Source organism: Lysinibacillus sp. NPDC097868 (genome assembly GCF_044761135.1).
In the GTDB taxonomy this organism is placed as follows: Bacteria; Bacillota; Bacilli; order Bacillales_A; family Planococcaceae; genus Lysinibacillus.
Map to the genome: position 1 here is coordinate 52,895 of NZ_JBIWBS010000003.1, position 26,625 is coordinate 79,519.

Sequence of the window (26,625 nt, forward strand, 5' to 3'; positions counted from 1 at the left end):
TACGTTTTGTGCTGTTCCCACGAGGAATCTAAGTGAATTTTTTACTTAGATAGTCATAAAATCCATGTTTAACATAGTAAATTGTTTGAGTGCCTGACACCTCCCATACGGAAATCCATGATAGCATAAAAAAATGAAGACACCATTAACTATTACTAGTCAATGGTGTCTAAAATTTTAAAGTAGCCCTTTACCTTTAGTGGCCTTTTTCATATCTTCATTTAACTTTTCGAAGAATTCTTCGTTTGATTTTGTTGTGCGTATTTTTTTCAAGAAACGCTCTGCAAAATCTGGTGCATCTGAAAATGTTTTGCGAATTGCCCATAGTTTTTCGAGTTGTTCTGGTTCAAGAAGTAATTCTTCCTTACGTGTACCTGAACGACGAATATCAAGCGCAGGGAAAATACGACGCTCTGCTAATTGTCGATCTAGGTGCAACTCTAAGTTACCAGTCCCTTTAAATTCCTCATAGATTACTTCATCCATACGCGATCCTGTATCTACTAAAGCTGTAGCTAAAATTGTTAAGCTACCACCTTCTTCGATATTACGAGCAGAACCGAAGAATCGTTTTGGTCTATGGAAGGCAGCAGGGTCGATACCACCTGAAAGCGTACGACCGCTCGGTGGAATAACTAAGTTATAAGCACGTGCAAGACGCGTAATAGAGTCCATTAAAATAATAACGTCACGTTTATGTTCTACTAAACGGCGAGCTCGTTCTAACACGATTTCAGCTACCTTAACATGATTTTCCGGTACTTCATCGAACGTAGAACTCACGACATCCGCATTTACAGAACGCTCAATGTCCGTTACTTCCTCAGGGCGCTCATCAATAAGTAAGACGATTAACTCAGCCTCAGGATGATTCGTTGTAATAGCGTTGGCAATTTCTTTAAGTAAAGATGTTTTACCAGCCTTTGGAGGCGCGACAATTAAACCACGTTGACCAAATCCTACCGGTGCTACTAAATCCATAATTCGTGTTGATAGATTGCTCTGTGTTGTTTCAAGCTTAATTTGTCGATCAGGGTATAACGGCGTTAATGCTGGGAAGTGAACACGTTCTTTTGCTACTTCAGGGTCTTCTCCATTTACAGCATCCACCTGTAGTAAGCCATAGTAACGTTCATTTTCTTTAGGTGGGCGTACTTTGCCAGACACCTTATCCCCATTACGAAGATCAAAACGACGAATTTGAGAAGCAGAAATATAAATATCTTCTTTACTTGGTGAGTAATTTATTGGACGAAGGAAGCCGAAGCCTTCTTGCGAAACAATTTCAAGTACCCCTTCCATAAAGAAATAACCCTCTTGCTCTGAACGCGTTTTCAAAATAGCAAAAATTAATTCCTTTTTCGTTAGTTTGCTATAATACGAAATTTTGTATTGGCGTGCGAGGGCGTAAAGCTCTTTTAACGTCATGTTTTCTAATTGAGCGATTGTCAATGCAGACATATGCACAACTCCAGTCTTTTTCAAAATATAATGCATGTATTGGGGTAAACATAGAAGTTTTAAGTAAAACTATGGGATGGTTTTAATGAAGAAGAAGGTACCTAGTGCAAATAAGTTGCACTAGGTATATTTTAGAAGAAAATATTATTAATAGCTAGGTTTTTTATCAAGCGCGTGACGACCTTCTACAAATCGCACAGTACCTGATTTCGCTCGCATTACAACTGAATGTGTTAATGCGTAAGCACCTTTGTACTGAACACCTTTTAATAGCTCACAATCTGTGACGGCAGTTGCTGCAAAAATTGCATCGTCACCTTTTACTAAGTCATCTAAGTAAAGAACTTTCTCTACATCTACGCCCATTTGTTTACAGCGTTCTAACTGTTCTTCGTCTTCTGGCACTAATTTGGCCTGGAAGTCTCCGCCTAAGCATTTTAATGCAACAGCTGAAATAACACCTTCTGGTGCGCCGCCCATTCCAAACATAATGTCGATGCCTGTTTCATCGAATGCAGTGTTAATAGCAGCACCAACATCACCATCTTGAATAAATTTAATACGTGCTCCCGCTTCACGAATCTCATCTACTATTGCTTGATGGCGAGGGCGATCTAATAGAGTAGCTACTACATCAGAAATATCTTTATTTTTTGCTTTTGCTACTTGTAATAAATTATAAGTAACAGAGGCATTAATATCAACTTTTCCTGCAGCTTCTGGCCCTACAGCAATTTTCTCCATATACATATCTGGTGCATTTAACAGATTACCCTTATCAGCAATTGCTAATACAGTCATTGCACCATTTGTACCTTTTGCTACTATATTTGTACCTTCTAAAGGATCGACTGCTATGTCTACTTGAGGACCGCCATTACGAAGGCCAAGCTCTTCACCGATATAAAGCATTGGCGCTTCGTCCATTTCACCTTCCCCAATTACTACTGTAGCATGCATTGGAATCGTATCGAACATTGAGCGCATTGCTGTCGTTGCTGCATCATCTGCCTCAATTTTCAAACCGCGACCCATCCATTTCCCGGATGCGATTGCTGCTGCCTCTGTTACTCGTACTACTTCCATCGATAAACTACGTTCCATTGTTGTTTTGCCTCCCGTTATCGGCATGTTTCTTTGTGCCGAAACATTCAAATTACCTTTATTGTAACATAATTGGCTCGAAACTTTTACCTCTCATTATTCCTTTGCCTCTGCAACACTGACCATAATTGTTTCACGTCGAATATCTGCGCCTAAGTCACGTAATTTTTCAATAAGTGAGCTATAGCCACGTTCAATATGATAGATATCGTGAATTTCAGTTTCACCTTCTGCTAATAGGCCAGCTAATACTAAAGCTGCACCCGCGCGAAGGTCTGTTGCAGTTACGCTTGAGCCATGTAATTTACTTGGACCGGTAATTATCGCCGTATTCCCTTCTACACGTGCGTTGGCATTCATACGACGTAGCTCATCAATATGCTTAAATCGAGCCGTGTAGATTGTATCTGTAATTTTTGAGGAGCCAAATGCCTGTGTCATTAACACGGAAAGTGGTTGCTGAATATCTGTAGGGAATCCAGGATACACAATCGTCTTAACATCAACTGCCTGCAATGTTGATAGGTCTGTTTTTGGAACAAAAATACTTTCCTCACCTATATCAATCTTGACGCCCATTTCACGAAGCTTTGCAGTAATTGCCTCTAAATGTAGTGGAATTACATTGTCTATCGTAATGCCGTCGCCAACTGCTGCTGCCATAATCATAAAAGTTGCAGCTTCAATACGGTCTGGAATAATTGTATGCTCCGTACCGTGCAGCTCATCAACACCTTCGATACGAATTACACTTGTACCAGCACCTTTAATATTGGCACCCATATTTGTAAGAAGTGTTGCTACGTCAATTATTTCAGGTTCTTTTGCTGCATTTTCTATAACTGTACGCCCCTTTGCACGTACTGCAGCCAACATAATATTGATGGTAGCGCCAACACTTGCGACATCTAAATAAATTTTGGCGCCAATTAATTCTTCTGCACGTAAATAAATCGCACCGTGCTCGTTTGTAATTTTAGCACCAAGTGCCTCAAAGCCTTTAATGTGTTGATCAATCGGACGCGGTCCTAAGAAGCAACCACCCGGCAAGCCAATGACAGCCTTTTTGAAGCGACCAAGCATTGCCCCCATTAAATAATAAGAGGCACGGAGTTTTTTCACATTACCATTTGGCAAAGGTAGTGCAAGCATTTCGGAAGGATCAATAATCATTTTGCCATTCTCAAACTGTACTTCTCCACCGATCTCTTCTAACAAGGCTTTTAAAGTCCAAGCATCTGAAATTTCTGGAATCCCTCCAATTGTCACTGGAGAGTTCGCCAAAATTGATGCTGGTATTAAGGCGACCGCACTATTTTTTGCACCACTAACTTTAATTGTACCTTTTAGACGATTTTCGCCTGTAATTTTATAAACATCCATTTTGCGTTCTCCCTCATGATTGGAAAGTAATTTTAGCATTTGACTCACTTTATAATCTTATTATTCACCTTTTCGCTTATTCCAATCCGCTAAAAATCCTTCAATTCCTTTTTCCGTTAATGGATGGTGGAAAAGTTGTTTTAACACTTTAAAAGGAGTTGTTGAAATATGAGCGCCCGCAAGTGCTGCCGCCGTTACGTGTTGAGGGTGACGGATAGATGCTGCAATAATCTGCGTTTCAATGTTATGGATTGTAAAAATATCTGAAATTGTTTCAATAAGCTCTACACCATTTAGACCAATATCATCTAAACGGCCGATAAATGGTGATACATATGTAGCACCCGCACGCGCAGCCATTAATGCTTGGTTTGCACTAAAAATTAGTGTTACGTTTGTTTTAATGCCTTTGTTTGCAAAGAAGCGGCAAGCCTCTAAACCAGCTGGTGTCATCGGTAATTTAACTGTAATATTCGGTGCAATCGCAGCTAATTCTAGACCTTCTTTAATCATTCCTTCAGCATCTAATGCAATTACCTCTCCACTTACTGAGCCGTCTACAAGCTCAGCAATTTCACGTAGTCGATCATGAAAAGAAACGTTTTCCTCTTTTGCAACTAATGATGGATTTGTCGTAACTCCCGATAAGATACCCCATGCGTGTGCTTCTTTAATTTCGTCAAAGTTTGCTGTATCAATAAAGAATTTCATAATATTTCCTCCTAAACCCTATTTGTTTATATTTTTAAATTTTTTCAAAAAAGTTATTATGTCAAAAACAAGAGAAGGTCGATTGCTAGCATCAACACTTCTCTTATTATGTGTATTCATCTTTGCTTTTGTACAATATAAGAAGCTAAATTATGCTTTTTGTGCACTTCCAAATTCACGGATTTTACCGACAACTGTTGTTTTAATCGCTTCACGAGCTGGCGCTAAGAATTTACGAGGATCGTAAACATCTTTATCATTGTCCAAAATTTCACGAATCACTTTTGTAGCTGCGATTTGATTTTCAGTATTAACGTTAATTTTAGCAGTACCTAATGAAATTGAGCGTTGAATATCTTTTGTTGGAATACCTGTACCACCATGTAATACTAAAGGAAGATCTGCTAAGTTTGAGATTTCCTCCATTTCCTTAAAGCCTAAGTTTGGTTCTCCTTTGTAAGGACCATGTACAGAGCCAAGTGCTGGTGCTAGACAATCAATATCTGTTAATTCAACCATTTTACGGCATTCTTCTGGATCTGCGTACATAATACCACCAATTACGCCATCCTCGTCACCACCAACTGTTCCAAGCTCAGCTTCTACAGAAACACCTTTGGCATGTGCATATTCAACTACTTTTGAAGTAGTTGCGATATTTTCTTCGAAAGGATGGTGTGAAGCATCAATCATAACAGAAGTAAATCCTGCATCAATCGCTTCTTTACACTTTTCAAAGCTAGAACCATGGTCAAGATGAATAGCAACTGGAACTGTAATACCATAAGACTCCATTAAACCTTTTACCATGTGTACTACTGAGATAAATCCACCCATATATTTACCTGCGCCTTCAGATACGCCAAGGATTACAGGTGATTTCTCTTCTTCCGCTGCTTGTAAAATTGCTTGTGTCCATTCAAGGTTGTTGATGTTGAATTGACCAACTGCATAACCTTCTGCCTTTGCTTTAATTAACATCTCTTTCATAGATACTAATGCCATACTAAAAATCCTCCTTTTAGGACTATTCTTTATACATAAATGTGCTATTTAATCATAGCAAAAATATAAGCACCTGAAAAGAAATTTCAGGTGCTTATATTTTTTGCACCGATAGCGTAGTGCAACGCAGCGACAGGTGCCTTTTTCAAAAGCACCTGAAAAGAAATTTCAGGTGCTTATATTTTCTGCATCGAAAGCGTAGTGCAACGTAGCGACAGGTGCCTTTTTTTCAAAAAGAGGCTGGTACCGTTGATGTCCGCTACGACGGTGCTTTCCGCGGGCACACACGTAAGCCGTAATCCTCGCTAACGCGTGGTTTGTTGCGTCTTACGTTCTGTACTTTCCCGCAGGAGTCACCGCCTTCGCTACCATCAACTTGTACTATCTGCTAAATTTTTTCTATTGCAAAACAAAGTAAATCTAAATTATAAATTCCAAAGTTATGGTCGGAGAATTTTGAATGAAAGTCCAGGGCAGTTAGGTAGCATTATTTAAATGCTACAATAAATAACACCTATGTACAAAAAACAGGCGGTGTTTACCACTGCCTGTTGTTTATGTGTTTAATGTTTTATTTACTGCATCACGTACTTCAAAAATATCAAATGGCTTAGTAAAGTAACGAATTGCCCCTAATTCCAATGCTTCCTGTACTACATCTAATTCACCGTAAGCGGTCATCATAAAGACAGGTAGTTGAGGCCATTTCTCTTTTAAACATTTTAAAATTTCTATGCCATCCATGCCGGGAATCTTCATGTCTAGCAATACACAATCCATCGATTCTTCCTCTGCATAACGTAGTGCTTCAGCGCCATTAGCTGCTAAATATGTAACATAACCTTCTTTTTTCAAAACTTCATTTAATAGCAAACGAATTCCCTGCTGATCATCAACAATTAGTAATCGTTTCACATTGCATTCCGCCCTTTTTGAATTATTATTTTGCACAAAGATATCTATATTATGTATTATTCTCCTTTTACAGCTTAATACCTTCTAGTATTATAAATTATCTACTTTTGCTTTATGCTTCACACATACATATAATATTGATAGAGGTGGAATCATGTCAAAAATATTAACAACACAGCTGAGCGGATTATTACAAAGAATAACACAAAGCGAAGAAGAATCTATTGAAGAAACAGCACGTTTACTTGCACAAGCAGCAATAGGCGAAGGAAATGTCTACTTTGCTTGTTTTGGCGAAATGCAAGTTGTCGAGTTAAATGCACTTCAAGGTGTTGAGCGTTTCGCTAAGCTACTCCCTTGGACAGAGCATACTGAAGTTAGTGAAGCCGATCGTATTTGTATTTTTACCCGTAGTGCACATGATCAGGAAGCATTAGCATTAGCAAAAAGATTGAACGAACATTTTATTCCATTCGCAGCCGTAGCTAGTGAAGTAGCAAATGCAGAAAATCCTTTAGCCGATTTAGCGTACACATATATCTCTACTCGTATGCGTGGAGGATTGTTACCTAATGATTTAGGTGAGCGTATTGTTGTACCGCATGCAATAGCTGCCCTATTCATTTATGAAGCTGTAAAAATCGCTTATGATGAAATGCTCGGACTTGATGATGAAGAGTTATAAAGCTTCACTATATACAAAATTAAAGCGCGATAAACAAAAGGCATCGAGAAGTCTATTCTTGGTGCCTTTTAGCATGTCTTAAAATGGAATTTATTTACCGACTTATGCTGTTGAATGAAGCAGAAGATATCGACTACTCGTTTGAACATACATTTCCCATGCCCTATCAGCGATTCAGGAGGGCTTACCGGCGATTTCCATAATTCTTTAAAAAATTGTAGGCAAAATCGAAATTTTTCGCGTTTGCTTACAGACTAAAAGGATGCCTCAAAATTACGAGACATCCTTTTTGGTTTTATTTAAATGTTGCTCCGATGAAATCACGGAATAATGGTTGTGGACGGTTTGGACGTGATACGAATTCTGGGTGGAATTGGCAAGCTACAAAGAAGTTGTTTTCTGGTAGTTCAATAATTTCCACTAATTTTCCGTCTGGGCTTGTACCTGAGAATACAAGACCTGCCGCTTCCATTGCCTCACGGTATTCATTATTAAATTCATAACGATGACGGTGACGTTCGTACACAAGCTCTTTGCCGTAAGCATCACTTGCTTTTGAGCCTTCTTTTAACTTACATGGATATAAACCTAAACGTAATGTACCACCAATATCTACGTTATCGTTTTGATCTGGTAGGAAATCAATAATAGGATATTGTGTTTCCGCATCAAGTTCTGTAGAATGCGCCCCATTTAAGCCTAGTACGTTACGAGCAAATTCGATTGTTGCTAGTTGCATACCTAAGCAAATACCTAAAAACGGTACGTTATTTTCACGAGCAAACTGAGTTGCTAAAATTTTACCTTCAACGCCTCGATCACCGAAGCCACCTGGTACTAATATAGCATCAGCACCTTTTAGTAATGCTACAACATTGTCAGCATCTACATGTTCTGCGTTAATCCAATCAATTTCGATATCAGAGTTAAATGCATAACCTGCATGTTTTAACGCCTCTACAACTGAAATGTACGCATCTTGTAACTCAACATACTTACCTACTAATGCCACTTTTCGTTTATTTGGTAGGCTCTTCACTTTTGCAACAAGATCACGCCATTCTTCCATATCTGCCTCTGGTGCTTCAATACCGAAATGATCAAGCACGATATCATCGAAATCTTGTGCATGAAGATTTAATGGTACTTCATATAAATGCTCTGCATCACGAGATTCGATAATTTCATGAGGTTGAACGTCACAGAATAATGCTAATTTTTCTTTCATTTCTTCTGGCACTTCTTGCTCTGTACGCACAACAATAATATTTGGTTGAATCCCTAAAGAACGTAATTCTTTAACAGAATGTTGTGTTGGTTTTGTTTTTAATTCACCGGCAGCTTTAATGTAAGGAATTAACGTACAGTGAACATACATTACATTGTTATGGCCTAAATTTGTTTTCATTTGACGAATAGCTTCTAGGAATGGTAGTGATTCAATATCGCCTACAGTTCCTCCAACCTCTGTAATAACAACATCTGCGTTCGTTTCACGTCCTGCGCGTTGGATACGTTCTTTAATTTCATTTGTAATATGAGGAATTACTTGAACTGTTCCGCCGTTATAATCACCACGACGTTCTTTTTGTAATACAGATTGATATACGCGACCAGATGTTACAGTTGAATGTTTGCCTAGGTTAATGTCAATGAAGCGCTCATAGTGACCTAAGTCCAAATCAGCCTCAGCGCCATCATCTGTAACGAAAACCTCACCATGTTGATATGGACTCATTGTACCTGGGTCAATATTGATATACGGGTCAAATTTTTGAATTGTTACTTCTAACCCACGGTTTTTTAATAAACGTCCTAGAGATGCTGCTACAATCCCTTTTCCAAGTGATGACACAACCCCACCTGTTACAAAAATATACTTTGTCATGAAAAATTCCTCCTTATGTTGTACTAGATCTTGTTAGTAAAAAAAGTATATTGCGTCCATCCATTCTGTCATACCGCTTACCAATCGCCTAATTGCAGGAAGGAAATGTAAACTGACAACACAATTGTATGGACATGAATAAGAAACTTAATGCTTTCCTATCCCTAAAATAAGAAAAGCCGAGAATGCCTACATTTAAATGCAGTCGATTCGAAGCTGTAATCGTTTCTATATCTTTTTTACTTTTCTAAATTGTTCTTCGTAGTAAAACTTTCATAGTTAGCATCGCCTATGAGCAATCTAATTATTATTGCTATGAGAAGCTTTACCATATAACTCAGTCACCGATTAATATACATAATGATTAGTTTACCACTTTGGTATTCAAATCATTATTTATTAGCATGGGAGAGCTTGACTGATTATTCATTACATCTCGGCGATTACTTCCAAATTTTATTCAAGCCTGGTCGAAAAGCTCCTCTTAAAATCGTTGATATTCGCCTTGATCTTTAACTTGATTCAGCAAGTTAAAAACAAAAAAAACGCCCCTCCTGCATAGGTTTGCAGGGGGAGCGTATTATATACACGGTCTTTCTCCTTTTTTTAAGGAGCCCAAGTAAAAGATTAAACGGAACCGTGAAATAAGTCAAGAATTTTTAATGCAAGTACAAAAGTAAGAAAATTCAAAGTGTGTTTGTGTTACGCTTCTTCCTCTTCTTCTTCGAACTCTTCCTCATCTTCAATGAAATCTTCATCGATTTCATCCTCGATGTCTTCTATATCTTCTTCGTCGAAGTCAATATCTTCTTTTTCTCCATCGATATCTTCTTCTTCTTCTTCTTCTTCTTCTTCAACGAACTCTTCATAATCCTCATCGAAGTCAATTTCATCTTCTTCTAAATCTTCTTCTAAATCATCATCATCAAGAGTAGCTTTAGATTTTTTCTTGTGTGTTTTCACAGATGGAGCTGTTTCTTCTTCGATTTGTTCTACTTTAAACCATTCGCGTAAGCCCCAACCAGTTTCTTGATTAAATAAGAAACGTCCATCAACGTTCATATCAGTGTAGAATTGCAGTAGGCGTGATTTAATTTCTTCATCACTATAGCCAACTAGCTCTTTAATAATTGTAAGCAGGTCATTAAATGACACTGAAGCACGTTTTTCAGTTAAAATTGCATAAGCTAAGTTAATTAACGATTCTTCCGCTAATTGTTCCTTTGTCATTTCACGAAAATTCAATTCGTGCACTTCCTTCCTCTCATCACAATGGACGTTTTAAAATTAAATAGTGCTTTATTTTCGGAGCGCAGTTAAAAAAGACCGCACAAAAGTAACTTTCCATACCATAAGCATAATACCCATTATATACAATGTTTTAGTCTCTTTGCTAGCTTCAATTACTGTTTTTTATATTACACATTTTTTTTATCCCTAGAAAAAATAAATAAATCGATAATAACAATAAAGGAATAGCGCCAATTTGCTTATTATACAGGAAAATAACTCCCAATACTAAAGCTAAAACAATAATGTAGTGAATTATTGATTTCATCCTCTACTGCGCCCCCTCTTTTTTACATTTCTATTATAACGAAAATGAAAAGAAGTGCCTAATCGTATGACTAGACACTTTAAAATACAGCAGCATGTCGGATAAACTAGCATTTAGGTTCCATAAATTAGAAAATTACCATCTATTTGTTTTACATGTTGCGACGGAACTGTCCACCAACTTCATATAAAGCCTTTGTAATTTGTCCTAGGCTTGCTACTTTTACGGTTTCCATTAGTTCTTCAAAAATATTACCATTGTTTACAGCTACCTCTTGTAAGCGGGCAATTGCTGCTTCTGTTTGTCCTTCATGTTGTTGCCAGAACAATTGCAAATTGCGAATTTGCGTTTCTTTTTCTTCTGACGATGCACGTGCAATTTCCATGTTGTCGATTGCATCATCTGTTGGCGGATTCGGATTTAAGTATGTGTTTACCCCAATTATCGGTAATTCACCCGAATGCTTTAACATTTCATAATGCATCGATTCTTCTTGAATTTTTCCGCGTTGATATTGTGTTTCCATAGCACCTAGTACACCACCGCGATCATTAATACGATCAAACTCCTCTAGCACAGCTTCCTCTACTAAATCTGTTAATTCTTCAACGATAAATGCCCCCTGTAATGGGTTTTCATTTTTCGCTAAACCATGTTCTTTCGTAATAATCATTTGAATTGCCATAGCTCGACGTACAGATTCCTCTGTTGGAGTAGTTATTGCTTCATCATATGCATTTGTATGCAATGAATTACAATTGTCCTGCAATGCCATAAGTGCTTGTAACGTTGTACGAATATCATTGAAGTCAATTTCTTGTGCATGCAAACTACGGCCAGAAGTTTGGACATGATACTTAAGCTTTTGAGCACGTTCATTTGCCCCGTATTTATTGCGCATAACAACTGCCCAAATACGACGAGCAACACGGCCTATCACTGTATATTCTGGATCTAATCCATTAGAGAAGAAGAATGAGAGATTTGGTGCGAAATCGTCAATATTCATACCACGACTTAAATAGTATTCAACATACGTAAAGCCGTTTGCAAGTGTAAACGCTAGCTGAGAAATTGGATTGGCTCCCGCCTCTGCAATATGATAGCCCGAAATGGAAACAGAGTAGTAGTTACGTACTTTTTTGTCGATAAAATACTGCTGAATGTCGCCCATCATTCTTAGAGCAAATTCCGTTGAGAAAATACATGTATTTTGCCCTTGGTCTTCTTTTAAAATATCAGCCTGTACCGTACCACGTACAACTTGTAATGTTTTCGCACGTGTCTCTGTAAATTCTTCAACTGTCAAAGGTCTACCAAGTTCTGCTTCACGCAACTTTACTTGCTGATCGATCGCTGTGTTCATAAACATCGCCAAAATAATTGGTGCAGGTCCATTGATTGTCATCGATACAGAGGTAGAAGGTGCACAAAGGTCAAAACCTGCATAGAGCTTCTTCATATCTTCAAGCGTACAAATCGAGACACCTGATTCTCCAACTTTTCCGTAAATATCTGGACGGTAATCAGGGTCCTCACCGTATAACGTAACCGAATCAAATGCTGTTGATAAACGCTTTGCATCATCGTCTTTCGATAAATAATGGAAGCGTTTATTCGTTCGCTCAGGTGTACCCTCGCCAGCAAATTGTCGCTTCGGATCTTCACCTTCACGCTTGAACTGGAACACACCTGCAGTGTATGGAAATTCGCCTGGTACATTTTCACGATACACCCAACGTAAAATTTCACCATAGTCAACAAACTTCGGTAGTACAACTTTCGGTATTTTTGTCCCTGAAAGACTCGTTGTTTTTAAAATTGTGCGAATTTCCTTATCGCGCACCTTCGTTACAAATTCATCTCCAGCATACGCTTCTTTTAAAGCTTGCCAATTATCTAAAATACGCTTAGACTCTGCTGTTAATTCATCACGGACACCTTCCGCTAAAGATGTAAGCGATGCGACAAGTGCATCATCTGGCGCCTTTTCTTTCACTGCCACGATGGCGCCCTCTAGTTGGAATAGGCGACGGGCAAATGCAACTTGTTGTTCTGTTTTTTTATGATATCCACGCACTGTATCTGTTATTTCGCGTAGATAATAACGGCGATCATTCGGAATAATAACATCCTGTTTTTGCGTTTTAGCAAATTGCTCATAGCCTGTTACCCAGTCACTACCTGTTTTTTCGTTAATAATATGAACTAATGCAGCAAATAAAGCATTCGTTCCTTTATCATTAAATTGACTAGCAATCGTACCGTAAACAGGCATTTTATCAATTGGCTCATCCCAAAGTTCTCGTGAACGTTGGTATTGCTTTTGCACCTGACGTAGCGCATCTTCTGAGCCTTTTCGTTCGAACTTATTAATGGCAATAACATCTGCAAAATCAATCATATCTATTTTCTCAAGCTGAGTCGGTGCACCAAATTCACTCGTCATAACGTACATGGATAGATCCGTGTAATTGGTAATTTCTGCATCTCCTTGACCGATTCCGCTTGTTTCAACAATAATTAAATCATAGCCGGCTACACGCACGACATCTAACACATCACCAATAGAAGCGGAGAGCTCTGTACGAGAACCACGTGTCGCCAAACTTCGCATATAAACACGGTTATTGAAAATGGCATTCATACGAATGCGATCCCCTAGTAATGCTCCACCTGTTTTTTGCTTTGTTGGATCGACTGATAAAATCGCTACACGTTTATCAGGGAATTCTTTCAAGAAACGACGGATAAGCTCATCTGTTAAAGAAGATTTACCTGCACCACCAGTACCTGTAATCCCTAAAATTGGTGTTCCTTTTGAGCGTTTACGTGCTTCCACTAACATCTTTTTCGTTTCTTCATCATCATTCGATTCAGCAGCAGTTATTAAGTTCGCCAATAATTCTGGTTTCTCTGTCGTTAAAGCATCAAGCTTTTCTAGATAGTCGCCTGTTGCAGTTGGAAAATCAGTTCCTTTAATTTGCTCATTAATCATTCCTTGCAGCCCTAAAACTCGACCATCTTCAGGTGAGAAAATACCCGCAATGCCATAAGCATGTAATTCTTTAATTTCTCGTGGCAAAATAACACCACCGCCGCCGCCATATATCTTAATATGCGGTGCCCCTTTTTCGCGCAGTAAATCAAACATATATTTAAAGTATTCCATATGGCCACCTTGATAAGAAGACAAAGCAATACCTTGAGCATCTTCTTGAATCGCAGCATTAACGACTTCTTCTACAGAGCGATTATGTCCTAGATGGATCACTTCCACACCGCTTGATTGTAAAATACGTCGCATAATATTGACCGAAGCATCATGTCCATCAAAAAGACTTGATGCTGTTACAAAACGTACGTGATTTTTTGGACGATACACTTCTACCTTTGTCATATGAAACCCCCACTTTCTCCCCTTAGTAAACCTTTTCATTGATGTTTAAGTTAATTTCTATTCATATTATTTTCAATGCATCATTTTGCTCAATGCAGACACTTTCCGCAGGCAAGCACTGAGCTGCTTCCGCTTCACTTGTATGTTCGTATGCCTTTTTAGAAAAACTACTTATGAAATTGACCCGTTTGTATGGTTTAGTCGTTCTTATGAGCTTACTGCCATACAAAATCATGAAAAAAATCGGTAATTGCAATGTCGCTTTATGCAATTACCGACGAATCCCTCTGGAACTTATTAAAACCCCTTAATGCCTGAAATGAACAATGTTGTTTGCATTTCGATATACTCGTCAAGTGAATGTTGACGATGAAGCGCCCATTTGCGGAACGCCCAGCTTTGTCCTTGAACAACTAAATTATTCGCTGCCAAATGAATTTGCTTATCAGTCATCGTTAGTTCCCCTGACTGCACACAGCGTTGCAATAGCCTTTCAAAAGTGGCAACCATCTCAAACTCTTTACCGAAAACATAACGCTGTGCTTCTTTGGATAATGATTTCGTTTCCTGATACATAATTGTTAATTCATCAACCATGCTATCAATTTGCAAGAAATACTCACGAATCATTTCTTTTAACTCTTCTATCGTACCTGCTTTTATTTCATAGCTTGATAGTCGCTCCATCGCATGGTGATAGATGCTATCACAGACGAGGTAAAGTACATCTTCTTTCGTACGAATATACTCATATAATGTACCAATACTAAAACCTGCCGCTTTTGCAATTTCTCTTGTTGTCGCACGATGGAAACCTTTTTCTTTAAATAATTTAATGGCACCTTGAATCATTTGTTCTCGGCGAATGGCAATGAGATTTTCGTCTTTCACGGTTGACTGGACTTGGGGCCTTTTGTTTTTTTCTGTCATAAATTATTTCGTCAACATACGTGAGATAACAAGACGTTGAATCTCTTGTGTACCTTCGTAAATCTGTGTAATTTTTGCATCGCGCATATAGCGTTCTACTGGATAATCTTTCGTATAACCATAACCACCAAAGACTTGAACCGCTTCAGTTGTGACGCTCATTGCTGTATCACCAGCCATTAACTTAGCCATTGCCGATGCCTTACCATATGGAAGGCCATTCGTCTCTAACCAAGCAGCTTGGTATGTAAGAAGACGAGATGCTTCAATTTGTGTTGCCATATCAGCTAATTTAAAGGAAACACCTTGGTTTGCCGTAATTGGCTTACCGAATTGTACACGCTCTTTTGCATAGTCAACCGCAGCATCTAATGCACCTTGAGCAATCCCTACAGCCTGGGCAGCAATGCCGTTACGACCACCATCAAGTGTTGTCATAGCAATTTTAAAACCTTCTCCTTCAGCCCCAAGTAGGTTTTCTTTTGGCACACGGCAGTTATCGAAAATAATTTCTGTTGTTGGTGATGAACGAATTCCTAGTTTTTTCTCTTTTTTACCAACAGAAAAGCCTTCGTAGCCAGCTTCAATTATAAAGGCAGAAGTACCGTTTTTCGCTTCTGGATCTGTTACAGCAAATACGATATATGTATCTGCTACTCCACCATTTGTAATAAAAATCTTTGAACCATTTAAAATATAATCATCGCCATCACGTTTTGCATATGTTTTCATACCACCCGCATCAGATCCAGATCCTGGCTCTGTTAAGCCATAAGCACCGATATGTTTTCCCTCTGCCATTGGTCGAAGATATTTTTGTTTTTGTTCTTCATTGCCAAATTTATATAATGGCCAACCTGCAAGGGATGTATGAGCTGATAATGTTACGCCTGTAGAAGCACATACACGTGATAATTCCTCAACAGCAATTACATAAGCAAGATAATCAAAACCTGCACCACCGTATTCTTCTGGCCACGGAATCCCTGTTAAGCCTAACTCAGCCATTTTGTCGAAAATTGCACGATCAAATTCCTCATTTTCATCGCGCTCCGCTGCTGATGGTGCTACCTCATTTAAAGCAAAGTCGCGAATCATTTCACGTAATTGTTCATGTTCTTCTGTTAATTGAAAGTTCATTGTCCATTTCCCCTTTAATTTTAATGAATTTCATCTAAGACTTAATTGGATTCCTTATAAACACGTGTGCATTCAACAAACTCTTTTACAATGGTGCTCTCTATTAAATTAAATGTTTGCTAATAACGAGTTTTTGTATTTCACTTGTACCTTCGTAAATTTCAGTCACTTTGGCATCACGGAAATAACGTTCTACCGGATAATCCTCCGTATAACCGTAGCCTCCAAAAATTTGTACAGCTTCAATCGCTGTTTGTACGGCTGTGCGCGAAGCGAAGAGCTTTGCCATCGATGCTTCTGCTCCACATGGTAAACCTTTCGCACGTAAATCAGCTGCTCGATACACAAGCAGTTTTGACGCTTCCACGGCAGTCGCCATATCGGCAAGCTTAAAGCCGACTCCTTGTTGTGCTGAAATAGGTTTACCAAATTGCACACGCTCTTTGGCATAGCTAGTTGCCGCTTCAAGTGCCGCTTCCGCAATTCCTAAAGCTTGTGCTGCAATTCCTATCCGTCCCACATCCAAATTAGCCATTGCTATTTTGAAGCCTTCCCCTTCCTCCCCAAGAAGGTTTCCAGCTGGAATTCGACAGTTATCAAATGTTAATTGGACTGTACGTGAACCATGTAGGCCCATTTTATGTTCATCCTTACCAATAATTAAGCCTGGTGTGCCCTTTTCAACAATAAATGCTGAGATGCCACGTGTTTTTTCAGCTTGATTGGTTGAGGCAAAAACGATATAAACATCTGCTTCGCCTCCATTTGTAATAAATACTTTTGAGCCGTTAATAACATATTCATCACCATCACGTATCGCTTTTGATTGTAATGAGCCTGCATCTGAACCAGCACCTGGCTCAGTTAAACAAAATGCGCCTAAATATTCACCCGCTGCTAACTTCGGAACATAATGCTTTTTCTGCTCATCATTACCAAAATAAATAATAGGATTCGTACCTACTGAAGTATGTACTGATAAAATAACTCCCATTACCGCACTAACTTTTGATAGTTCATTGATAGCGATGATGTATGATGTAAAATCCATCGCAGAGCCACCTAGTTCTTCTGGCGTTGTAATCCCCATTAAACCTAGCTCACCCATCTGTTGCAGGAGCTCACGTGGAAACTCTCCTGCCTCCATACGTTCTACCCACGGTGCAATCTTCTCCTGTGAGAAACTTCGCACCATATCACGCATCATTAACTGCTCATCTGTAAATTGTAAATGCATCTATAATGTCACCCCTCTATGCTGTCACGTAGCATTACATTTTAATTTGATTTAGCATTCATCTTCTAGCTGAATCAAATAATAGTCCTCGGCAGTTGTCTAAGATTTTAAAAAGCTTTTCGAATAGACTCGAAATAATCTGGACAAAATTACGCCGCGACGTAAGTAATTAATCTGAATCTTCCCATCCCCATAGGACTATTCGTAAACGTAAAAGCCTCTTCCTGATTTTTTACCAAGCCAGCCTGCAGCCACATATTTTCGTAATAAAGGACAAGGTCTGTACTTACTATCACCTAAGCCCTCATGTAAAATTTCCATAATTGATAAACATGTATCTAAACCGATAAAGTCTGCTAATGTTAAAGGTCCCATTGGATGATTCATGCCAAGCTTCATAACATCATCGATTGCTTCCTTCGTTGCAACACCTTCATACAACGCATAAATTGCTTCATTTATCATTGGCAGTAAAATACGGTTTGCAATAAAGCCTGGGAAGTCATTTACTTCCACTGGTGTTTTTGATAGCTTTACAGTCATTCCTTCCACAGCTTTGTACACTTCGTCAGTTGTAGCTAAACCTCTAATAATTTCGACAAGCTTCATGACAGGTACCGGATTCATAAAGTGCATGCCAATCACTTGCTCTGGTCTGTTTGTGACAGCTGCAATTTCTGTAATTGGAAGCGATGATGTATTAGTCGCAAGAATGGCGTGTGCCGGTGCAATTGCATCTAATTGCTTGAATATGGATTGCTTTACTTCCATGTTTTCAACAGCTGCTTCGATTATAATATCTACATCACTAGCATCCTCTAAATCTAGTGACATCTTGATACGACCCAAAATTGCCGTTTTTTCATCTTCGGTTTTACGGCCTTTTTCGACATCACGTGTTAAGTTTTTCGTAATAACGCCTATGCCACGCTCAAAAAAAGGCTGTTTTATATCATTCAATAAAACATCATAGCCTGCCTGCGCACAAACTTGTGCAATTCCTGAGCCCATTTGCCCAGCACCAATCACCATTACCTTTTGGATTCCCATCATTCATGTCCCCTTTGCTTTGGTACTTCAATCATGATTGCATCGCCTTGCCCTCCACCAGAGCAGATTGCCGCAATACCGATTCCTCCACCACGACGCTTTAACTCATGTGCTAGTGTTAATATAATGCGTGCACCAGAAGCGCCTATAGGATGGCCAAGTGCCACTGCACCACCATTAACATTTACTTTTTCTGCATCTAGGTCCGCAAGCTGGTTACTAATAAGAGCCACTGCTGCAAAGGCTTCATTGATTTCAATGACATCGATTTCAGCTAATGCTTTACCCGTCTTTTTTAGCAGGCTATTAATAACGAGACCTGGTGTTTGTGGGAAATTTTCCGGATCAATTGCAATCTCTGCATGGCCAATAATTACGGCAAGTGGTTCTCTTCCTTCACGCATTGCACGTTCTTCATTCATTACAACGAGTGCACATGCCCCATCATTGACGCCAGGAGCATTGCCAGCTGTAATCGAACCATCCTTTTCAAAAGCTGGTTTAAGTTTAGCAAGCACATCCTGTGTAGTACCGGGTCTTGGTGCTTCATCAGTATCTACTACGAGCGGCTCACCCTTACGCTGTGCAATTTGCACAGGTACAATTTCCTCTGCAAAATAGCCTTGTTCAATTGCGGTAAGAGCACGTTCATGACTGCGAACAGCCCAAGCGTCTTGTTCTTGACGACTTAATGAAAATTCGATTGCAGCCTTATTGCCATAGCTCCCCATTGGTGGTCTTGCCTCATTAAAGGCACAAGTTAACCCATCATAAAGCATTCCATCTATTATTGTAGAATCGCCCATACGTAGGCCAGTTCGACCATTTAGAAGATAGTAAGGCGCGTTTGACATTGACTCCATACCGCCAGCAATAATCACTTCTTCGTCCCCTAAACGAATTAACTGATCGGCTAAAGTTACAGCGCGCATCCCCGACGCACAAACTTTATTAATCGTTTCTGTTTTGACTGCTACAGGTAAATCTGCTTTTAGGGCAGCCTGTCTTGACGGTATTTGTCCTTGCCCACCTTGTAAAACGGTACCTAAAATCACTTCATCCACTGCATCTGGTGCTATATTTGCTTTTTCAAGTGCACCTTTAATGGCAATCGCACCTAAATCACTTGCGTTAAGTGCGGAAAGTGATCCAGCAAATTTACCAAATGCCGTTCTTGCTCCTGCTAAAATTACAGCTCTATTCAAGTAAAACACCCCTTTTGTTTTACGTTTCTCGATGAAGCATCAAAGCAATCTTCATTGACTGAACGCTCGCTCGACTCTTCCCGATAAAAAAATGGGAGTTATTAAGCAACTCCCATTTCTAATTAATCTTATTCTACAAAACAATTAATTATTGTGCAATTTATATTTTTCAGATAAAGAAAATATTTCTACAATAATTATTATTTTTCTGCGTTTAACTCTTCATTCTTGTTTTGCTCTGGAGACTCCACTGAAGCTACTACTTCTTCTAGCATCTCTTCTTTTACTTCTTCGTCACTCTCTGTAACAGCTTTTACTTTTTCTCCAAACACAGAGCGCTCTAATAATTCTGCCACATCGAACGTACTAATCGTATCTTCAACCTCTTTTGCCTTCGTGCCATCCTCTAACATCGTTAAACAGTATGGGCATCCCGAAGATATTACGGAAGCGTTTGTTGCTAAAGCTTGCTCTGTTCGCGCAACATTGATGCGATTACCGACATGCTCTTCCATCCACATTAAGCCACCACCTGCGCCACAGCACATGGCCGTTTCGCGATTACGTTCCATTTCCACAAGCTTGACGCCTGGAATGCCACGTAAAATTTCACGTGGTGCATCGTACACATCATTGTAACGGCCTAAATAACAAGAGTCGTGGAATACAATTGTTTCATCCACTTCATGATTCAGTACTAAACGATTTTCCTCTATCAATTCATTTAGTAGTTCAGTATGATGATAAACTTCGCCTTTCCAACCAAAATCTTGATATTCATTTTTAAAGATATTATATGCATGCGGATCAATCGTTACAATTTTCTTCACATCATTTTTCTCAAATTCATCGATATTTGCTGTCGCTAGCTCTTGGAATAAAAACTCATTTCCTAAACGACGTGGTGTATCTCCAGAGTTTTTCTCTTTATTTCCTAAAATAGCAAACTTCACGCCCGCCTCGTTTAATAGACGACAGAACGCTAGTGCAATTTTTTGTGATCGATTATCAAATGCACCCATAGAGCCTACCCAGAATAAGTACTCCATTTCTTCGCCTGATTTTTTCAATTCTTTCACTGTTGGAATATTGATCGTTGGATCTAAGTCACGCCAATTTTCTTTTTCTTTTCGATTTAGACCCCAAGGATTTCCTTGACGTTCTATGTTTGTCATTGCACGTTGAGCATCAGAGTTTACTTTCCCTTCCGTCATCGTTAAGTAACGACGTAGGTCAATGATTTTATCGACATGCTCATTCATAACTGGACATTGATCCTCACAGTTACGGCAAGTTGTACATGCCCAAATCTCTTCCTCTGTAATTACGTCACCGATTAATGAAGGGCTATAAATATTCTCAATAACTGCACCTTCAGCACCAGCTGCCATTGCAAGCTGATTACCCTTTGTATTTGCAAAAAATTGATATGGCACCCACGGTTTTTGCTTTGTAACAACCGCACCTGTGAACGTTAAATGGTCACGAAGCTTAACGATTAAATCCATTGGTGATAGCATTTTCCCTGTTCCTGTTGCAGGACACATATTTGTACAACGGCCACATTCTACACAAGAATATAAATCAAGCATTTGCTTTTGTGTAAAATCTTGAATACGTCCTACACCAATAGATGGGATATCTTCTTCATTTTCAGCATTTTCACCTGCTTCTTCAAGCGCCTCGAAGTCAATTGGTGTCAATGTACCTGTGCGATCTAAACGATTCATGTACACATTGAGTGGGCTGACAATCAAGTGGAAATGCTTCGATTGTGGCACATAAATTAAAAACGTTAGTAAAATTAATAAATGAGCCCACCATGAAATATAGAAAATAGTCGCTGCTGCCGTTGCTGGTAAAAAGCCAAAAATAGCTGCAATGCTTGAAGCAATAGGCTCAGTATACGTTAAACCTTCTCCATGCCAGATAAGACCCATACCGTTTGCTAATAATGTTGAAAGCATTAAGCCACCAATAAAAATTAAGACAAGACCATTTTTCCAGCCTCGTTTTAGACGTACTAGTTTTTCTACATAGCGGCGATAAAATGCCCATACTACCGCTACTAAAATCATTAATACTACTAGCTCTTGGAAGAAAGTGAATACACTGTAGAACATGCCAAGTGGTAAATGCGACCCAGGAGCTAACCCCTTCCAAATTAAATCGATGGCTCCTAACTGAACCATTAAGAAGCCGTAAAAGAACATAACGTGGATTAAACCACTTTTAGGATCCTTTAATAGCTTATTTTGACCAAACACATTCACCATTAAATAACGAATACGTTCTTGGACACTTTCATCAAACTCAACCTTTTTCCCCAGTTGTACGAATTTATAGCGTGTTTTTAACAGATAGATAAATAACCCTACTGCATAAAGCACAACCACGACTGTTAGAACAATGTTTGCAATAACTAATGGACTCATGGTTGGTCCCCCCTTTTAGTTTGTCGTAAATTTTCTCTCTTTGTGTTAAATTTTCTAGCTCATACGTAAATGTATGATATTCCACCACTATATTCACATTCTAATAAATGAGTGAGCATTCAGTCAACATTAAAACAAAAATATTTCTGATAATTTTATATTCTTACATTTTATAAGGAAAAAAGCTACCCTGAATTTTCCTTCAAAGTAGCTTTTTTGTATTTTAATTTCTCGTAACTAGCTCTTTTTCTAATAATTATTAGTGTTCTCTGTAATAAGTTTCACTTAAAATATTTATTTAATAAAGTGATTATTCACATCGTTACACTCCAGGCAATGCTTGCTATATACAGGCTCTAGCCACTATTGTTCCTAGAAAATTTCTTATAGAAACAACTTATTTTTTAAACACTTTCCCACTGCGAATATATTCAATATCAGGTAAATTTAAACGAGCATTAACAACACGTGCAGCGGCAAATAAATAATCTGATAAACGGTTTAAATACTTTTGCACAATAGTAGGTACATCTTGAACTTCTTTCATTAGCGTTACCATTTGACGCTCTGCTCGACGGGCAACAGTTCGTGCAATGTGTAATGTTGCCGCGGCAGGAGCCCCTCCCGGTAATATGAATCGCTCTAATGGTGGCGCTTCATCAGACAATGCATCAATACGCGCCTCCAATACTTCAATCGGTGCTTCCGCTAGCTTGTAATGACGCTCCTTCATAACATTGGCCAAATCTCCACCAGCATCAAAAAGCTCATGTTGAATTGTTTCTAAATCAACTAAAATGTCTTTAAATAATTCGCGATCTAATTCGCTCACTGCCTTGCCGATAAAAGAATTTAATTCATCAATTGCCCCGTATGTTTCAACACGTAGACTGTCTTTGTCAACACGCCCACCAATTAAGCTTGTTTTCCCTGTATCGCCTGTTTTCGTGTAAAGTTTCATCCTTTTTTCACTCCTATGCTTTATTTTTATAATTTTGTATTGCTTGTATCGTCGTCTCATAAACGCCTTTACCAATAATCTTACCGACATCTGTAATCGGCCCACCGTAGCGCATTTCCTCACCCTTTTGCGTTGCCGCAATAAGTAAGCTATCTGTCGCAGTGCCTGTTGCAATTGTTTCACTACGATAATCGCGAATGTTTTCCATTTGCAATGCCTTCGTTTTTGCTTCATTTGCAGTCATCAATGCTTGAAAAAATGCCTCTTCCGACAAACAACCATTGATGATGACCCATGTATTAATAGTACCAATATATGGCGTATCCTGTCTTTCGTGTGTGCGAGAGACATCTACAGCATTTCCAACACCCGCAGTGACAACGACAAACACACTACCGAAAGAAGCGCTATATTCATTTAGTGCATAGAGTTGTATAGGAACAGCGGTTAACATCACAACTGTGCTAGTCGGCGAAAAATGCTCTCTTTGTAAAAAATCTGTGACCTCTTGTTTCACATTATTAACTACATAATCTCCTGGTACAGAGCGATTTAATAGGCAGTCATACCACCCTATTCCAGGATTATGAACAGCTGAAGAAACTGTTTTTAGCGGGACATTTGATTTCAGTTGGATATAATCTGTTGTTACTTTAAAATCTTCTTTTACAATGACAGCTCGTTGCTGATATTCACTTGATGATGGCATGATTGTAATTTGTGGTTTAGGTATTTCTGGATGGGCATAGGTTGTCACTCTTGCCTGATATACGTCCTCAATTTGAGACGCTATTAATACTTTATGTGGTGCACCTAAAGCGCGTACACAGCCGCTTTCCATTAATAACAATTCATCGCAATAGAGGGATGCTAAATTCATGTCGTGCAGCACCATAATAACAGTTAAACCACATTCAATTGCTTCCTTACGCACCATATCTAAAATTTGACGTTGATGCGCAATGTCTAGGTGATTTGTCGGCTCATCTAGCAATAATACTTCCGCTGCTTGCGCTAAAGCTTGTGCTACAAAAACCCGTTGTTGCTCACCACCTGATAGAAACTCCAGTGATGTATGCTCATAGCGTGTGACGCCCGTTTGCTCCATGGCATATTGAACTGCTCGCTCATCCCTCTCTGACCAATGAGAAAAAAAGCCAGTTTGATGTGGATAACGGCCGAGTGATACTGCCTCACGTACTGTATTTGAAAATGCATTGGCATGTAATTGGGGTAGTACGGCCATCTTTTTTGCCAACGTGCGCGGATTATATGTTTTAATATTTTTGCCATCCAATAAAACAGTCCCTGCCGTTGCTGGTAATACGCCACTAATTACTTTCAATAATGTTGATTTGCCACTTCCATTTGGCCCTAAAATGCCAAGGACTTTCCCCTTTTCTACCGTAAAACTTACATCCTTAACGATTGGTACGTCCTCATAGCCACCTGATAGATGTTCAACGATAATCATACACGTACCCCCTTGCTTCTACGCTGCTTATAGAAAATATAAGAAAAGACAGGTGCCCCAATAAATGCAGTAATAACACCTATCGGTAGCTCACGTGGGATAATTATCGTACGTGCCACTAAATCGCAAATAATAAGTAATGTTGCACCATTCAAAAAAGATAACGGCAATAAATGACGATGATCTGAACCCCAAATCATTCGAGTCATATGCGGCACAACTAAGCCGACAAAGCCGATTGTTCCTGAAACAGCAACTGCCGCCCCAGTAAGCATGGAGCCTCCTACTAAAATTAAATATTTGCTACGCTTTACATTGACACCTAAATGCTTTGCTCGTTCCTCTCCATAGAGCAGAACATTTAGCTCGCGTCTTTGCGTCCACAAAATAACAGAGCCAATGACCACAAATGGGGTAATCATTTGCACATACGGCCATCCTCGCATCGAGACTGAGCCTAGTAACCAGCCAATCACTTGCCGAAGCTCTTCACCTGATAACGCTATCATTAGTGAAATGAGCGACCCTAAAAAAGAACTAAAAATAACTCCGGTTAAAATAAGTGTCTCCATTTTCAGAGAACGGTCTACTATTCTGGCAAAGCTCATCACAGCTACCATCGTTAGTACAGCCCCTATCATACTGAGCGTTGGCAATGCATACAAACCGACAACTGGTATAGAGATGCCGAAAAATAGTGTCATGACAGCACCGACTGACGCTCCTGAAGATACACCAAGCGTATACGGATCTGCTAACGGGTTTTTTAACAATCCTTGAAAGGCTGCCCCTGCAATGGCCAACGATGCTCCTACAAGACCTGCGAGCAATACTCGCGGCAAACGAATTTTCCATAAAATATTGGCAGCTGTTTCATCTGCCGCTTTATTCCAAAATACCTCTAACGGAATATGAACCGAGCCTATTGATACGCCACACCAGATGCTAACGATAAGTAACGTAATGGCTGTTACATAGGCAAAAACTGTTTTACTCACTCGAAAGCCTCAGGATAGACGGCTTTCGCTAACTCTTCAAGCCCATCTGCTAACCGCGGGCCCTGACGACTTGTCGTATTTTCATCTACTTGCACAATAGCCTTATTTTTTACAGCCGTAATTGTCTCAAAGCCTGCACGTTGTGGAATTTTTGTTAAAATATCGGGCACATAATTATAAGTGACCACGATGACATCTGGATTTTTTGTAATAATTTGTTCTGCATCAATTTTGAACCAGCCATCCGTATCAGCTGCGATATTTTCGGCATGAATCATCTCTAGCATCTCCTGCATAAACGTGTCCTTGCCAGGTGTGTAGATTTCTGGTTCATCTGACGTTTCTACAAAGACTTTCTTCATCTTCACGTCCTGTAATTTTGCTTGGACTTCCTCAACCTTTGCTTTCATATTGGCAATAATTTTTTCCGCCTCTGGTAGCTTACCAGTGGCGCGACCTAATTGCTCAATCGTCGTATATGTCTCATTAAAATCACTCGCGTTTTTCACAACAAATACTTTAACACCCGCTGCTTCCAGCTGATCCATCGCTCCCCCTAAAGAAGCTATACCTGATTCATGTGCAAAAACGATATCTGGCTGTAAAGCAATAATTTGTTCTATATTAAATTCCATACTGCCAACCTTTTCTTTGTCAGCAACCTCTGGTGGATAATCATCATAATCATTAACGCCAACGATTTTATCATTTAAGCCAAGTCCAAATAATATTTCTGTGTTACTTGGAATAAGAGAAATAATTTTCTCTGGCGGTGCTTCTAGTACAATATCTTTGCCAGTAGCATCTGTTATTGTTAGCGGGAACGTTGCTTCTTCTACCTGTTTTGTATCCTGCTGATCCTGCTGATCCTGCTGATCCTGCTGCTCTGTTGTTGATTTGTCGTTTTTCGGTTCTTCTCCACATGCTGCTAGAATGCCCATTGCTAAAAATGCTGATAACCCTATTTTCCAATACTTTTTCATTGTGAGACCTCCTTAGATTGTATGTGCATTTTTCAGCTCTGTTCACTTGATTGATCGATAGAATGTTGGCAACTTATTGCCTTTATGTTCAATTATTTATCG

20 protein-coding genes are annotated in these 26,625 nt (G+C 39.2%); 1 reads left to right on the forward strand and 19 read right to left on the reverse strand.

Annotation, left to right across the window (positions count from 1 at the left end; translation table 11 throughout):
* Nucleotides 1-177: 177 nt before the first annotated feature.
* From rho to ACIQXJ_RS17175, 6 genes are all read right to left on the reverse strand, one after another.
* Entirely contained in the window at nt 178-1,461 is a 1,284-nt protein-coding gene (rho, locus tag ACIQXJ_RS17150; RefSeq protein WP_340821000.1) for a transcription termination factor Rho, read from the reverse strand.
* Nucleotides 1,462-1,608: 147 nt separating this feature from the next.
* Nucleotides 1,609-2,565, reverse strand: a complete 957-nt coding sequence (glpX, locus tag ACIQXJ_RS17155) for a class II fructose-bisphosphatase (protein ID WP_401010782.1) — start codon at nt 2,563-2,565, stop codon at nt 1,609-1,611.
* Between the two features lie 96 nt (nt 2,566-2,661).
* On the reverse strand, nt 2,662-3,948 hold the full coding sequence (locus tag ACIQXJ_RS17160; RefSeq protein WP_401010784.1) for a UDP-N-acetylglucosamine 1-carboxyvinyltransferase: 1,287 nt from the start codon (nt 3,946-3,948) through the stop codon (nt 2,662-2,664).
* A 60-nt stretch (nt 3,949-4,008) separates the two neighbouring features.
* Nucleotides 4,009-4,659, reverse strand: a complete 651-nt coding sequence (gene fsa, locus ACIQXJ_RS17165; RefSeq protein ID WP_340821003.1) for a fructose-6-phosphate aldolase — start codon at nt 4,657-4,659, stop codon at nt 4,009-4,011.
* A gap of 150 nt (nt 4,660-4,809) precedes the next feature.
* The gene (locus ACIQXJ_RS17170) at nt 4,810-5,664 is read right to left on the reverse strand and encodes a class II fructose-bisphosphate aldolase (RefSeq protein WP_340821004.1); all 855 of its coding nucleotides are present in this window, start codon (nt 5,662-5,664) and stop codon (nt 4,810-4,812) included.
* 555 nt (nt 5,665-6,219) lie between these two features.
* Nucleotides 6,220-6,579 carry a response regulator gene (locus tag ACIQXJ_RS17175; RefSeq protein WP_340821005.1) on the reverse strand — a complete coding sequence of 120 codons (360 nt, stop codon included), beginning with the start codon at nt 6,577-6,579 and terminating at the stop codon, nt 6,220-6,222.
* Between the two features lie 154 nt (nt 6,580-6,733).
* Here ACIQXJ_RS17175 and ACIQXJ_RS17180 point away from each other — a divergent pair, with 154 nt between their 5' ends.
* Entirely contained in the window at nt 6,734-7,264 is a 531-nt protein-coding gene (locus tag ACIQXJ_RS17180; RefSeq protein ID WP_403056319.1) for a DUF2529 family protein, read from the forward strand.
* Between the two features lie 295 nt (nt 7,265-7,559).
* Here the strand turns inward: ACIQXJ_RS17180 and ACIQXJ_RS17185 are convergent, their stop codons facing one another.
* The 13 genes from ACIQXJ_RS17185 to ACIQXJ_RS17245 all read right to left on the reverse strand — a co-directional run bounded on the left by ACIQXJ_RS17185 (nt 7,560) and on the right by ACIQXJ_RS17245 (nt 26,523).
* Nucleotides 7,560-9,152 (reverse strand): CTP synthase, encoded by a 1,593-nt coding sequence (locus ACIQXJ_RS17185; RefSeq protein ID WP_403056316.1) that lies wholly within the window; start codon nt 9,150-9,152, stop codon nt 7,560-7,562.
* A 702-nt stretch (nt 9,153-9,854) separates the two neighbouring features.
* Nucleotides 9,855-10,397 (reverse strand): DNA-directed RNA polymerase subunit delta, encoded by a 543-nt coding sequence (gene rpoE, locus ACIQXJ_RS17190; RefSeq protein WP_403056313.1) that lies wholly within the window; start codon nt 10,395-10,397, stop codon nt 9,855-9,857.
* 464 nt (nt 10,398-10,861) lie between these two features.
* Complete coding sequence (gene icmF, locus ACIQXJ_RS17195; RefSeq protein ID WP_403056310.1) at nt 10,862-14,110, reverse strand: fused isobutyryl-CoA mutase/GTPase IcmF; 3,249 nt, start codon at nt 14,108-14,110, stop codon at nt 10,862-10,864.
* A gap of 297 nt (nt 14,111-14,407) precedes the next feature.
* Nucleotides 14,408-15,040 (reverse strand): TetR/AcrR family transcriptional regulator, encoded by a 633-nt coding sequence (locus tag ACIQXJ_RS17200; RefSeq protein ID WP_173478637.1) that lies wholly within the window; start codon nt 15,038-15,040, stop codon nt 14,408-14,410.
* A gap of 3 nt (nt 15,041-15,043) precedes the next feature.
* A complete protein-coding gene (locus ACIQXJ_RS17205) occupies nt 15,044-16,180 on the reverse strand; it encodes an acyl-CoA dehydrogenase (protein WP_403056307.1) in 1,137 nt (378 codons plus the stop codon).
* Nucleotides 16,181-16,283: 103 nt separating this feature from the next.
* The gene (locus tag ACIQXJ_RS17210) at nt 16,284-17,417 is read right to left on the reverse strand and encodes an acyl-CoA dehydrogenase (protein ID WP_403056304.1); all 1,134 of its coding nucleotides are present in this window, start codon (nt 17,415-17,417) and stop codon (nt 16,284-16,286) included.
* Nucleotides 17,418-17,615: 198 nt separating this feature from the next.
* On the reverse strand, nt 17,616-18,467 hold the full coding sequence (locus ACIQXJ_RS17215; protein ID WP_403056301.1) for a 3-hydroxybutyryl-CoA dehydrogenase: 852 nt from the start codon (nt 18,465-18,467) through the stop codon (nt 17,616-17,618).
* Nucleotides 18,467-19,672, reverse strand: a complete 1,206-nt coding sequence (locus tag ACIQXJ_RS17220) for an acetyl-CoA C-acetyltransferase (protein WP_403056298.1) — start codon at nt 19,670-19,672, stop codon at nt 18,467-18,469. The genes ACIQXJ_RS17215 and ACIQXJ_RS17220 overlap by 1 nt, the downstream gene beginning before the upstream one ends.
* Nucleotides 19,673-19,872: 200 nt before the next feature.
* Entirely contained in the window at nt 19,873-22,107 is a 2,235-nt protein-coding gene (locus ACIQXJ_RS17225) for a (Fe-S)-binding protein (RefSeq protein ID WP_403056295.1), read from the reverse strand.
* A 397-nt stretch (nt 22,108-22,504) separates the two neighbouring features.
* On the reverse strand, nt 22,505-23,068 hold the full coding sequence (locus ACIQXJ_RS17230; protein ID WP_139860146.1) for a cob(I)yrinic acid a,c-diamide adenosyltransferase: 564 nt from the start codon (nt 23,066-23,068) through the stop codon (nt 22,505-22,507).
* 13 nt (nt 23,069-23,081) lie between these two features.
* Nucleotides 23,082-24,542, reverse strand: a complete 1,461-nt coding sequence (locus ACIQXJ_RS17235; RefSeq protein WP_403056292.1) for an adenosylcobinamide amidohydrolase — start codon at nt 24,540-24,542, stop codon at nt 23,082-23,084.
* Nucleotides 24,539-25,540, reverse strand: coding sequence for a FecCD family ABC transporter permease (locus ACIQXJ_RS17240; protein WP_403056289.1), 1,002 nt, complete (start codon nt 25,538-25,540; stop codon nt 24,539-24,541). The genes ACIQXJ_RS17235 and ACIQXJ_RS17240 overlap by 4 nt, the downstream gene beginning before the upstream one ends.
* Entirely contained in the window at nt 25,537-26,523 is a 987-nt protein-coding gene (locus ACIQXJ_RS17245; protein ID WP_403056286.1) for an ABC transporter substrate-binding protein, read from the reverse strand. Before ACIQXJ_RS17245 ends, ACIQXJ_RS17240 begins: the two co-directional genes overlap by 4 nt.
* Nucleotides 26,524-26,625: the final 102 nt, after the last annotated feature.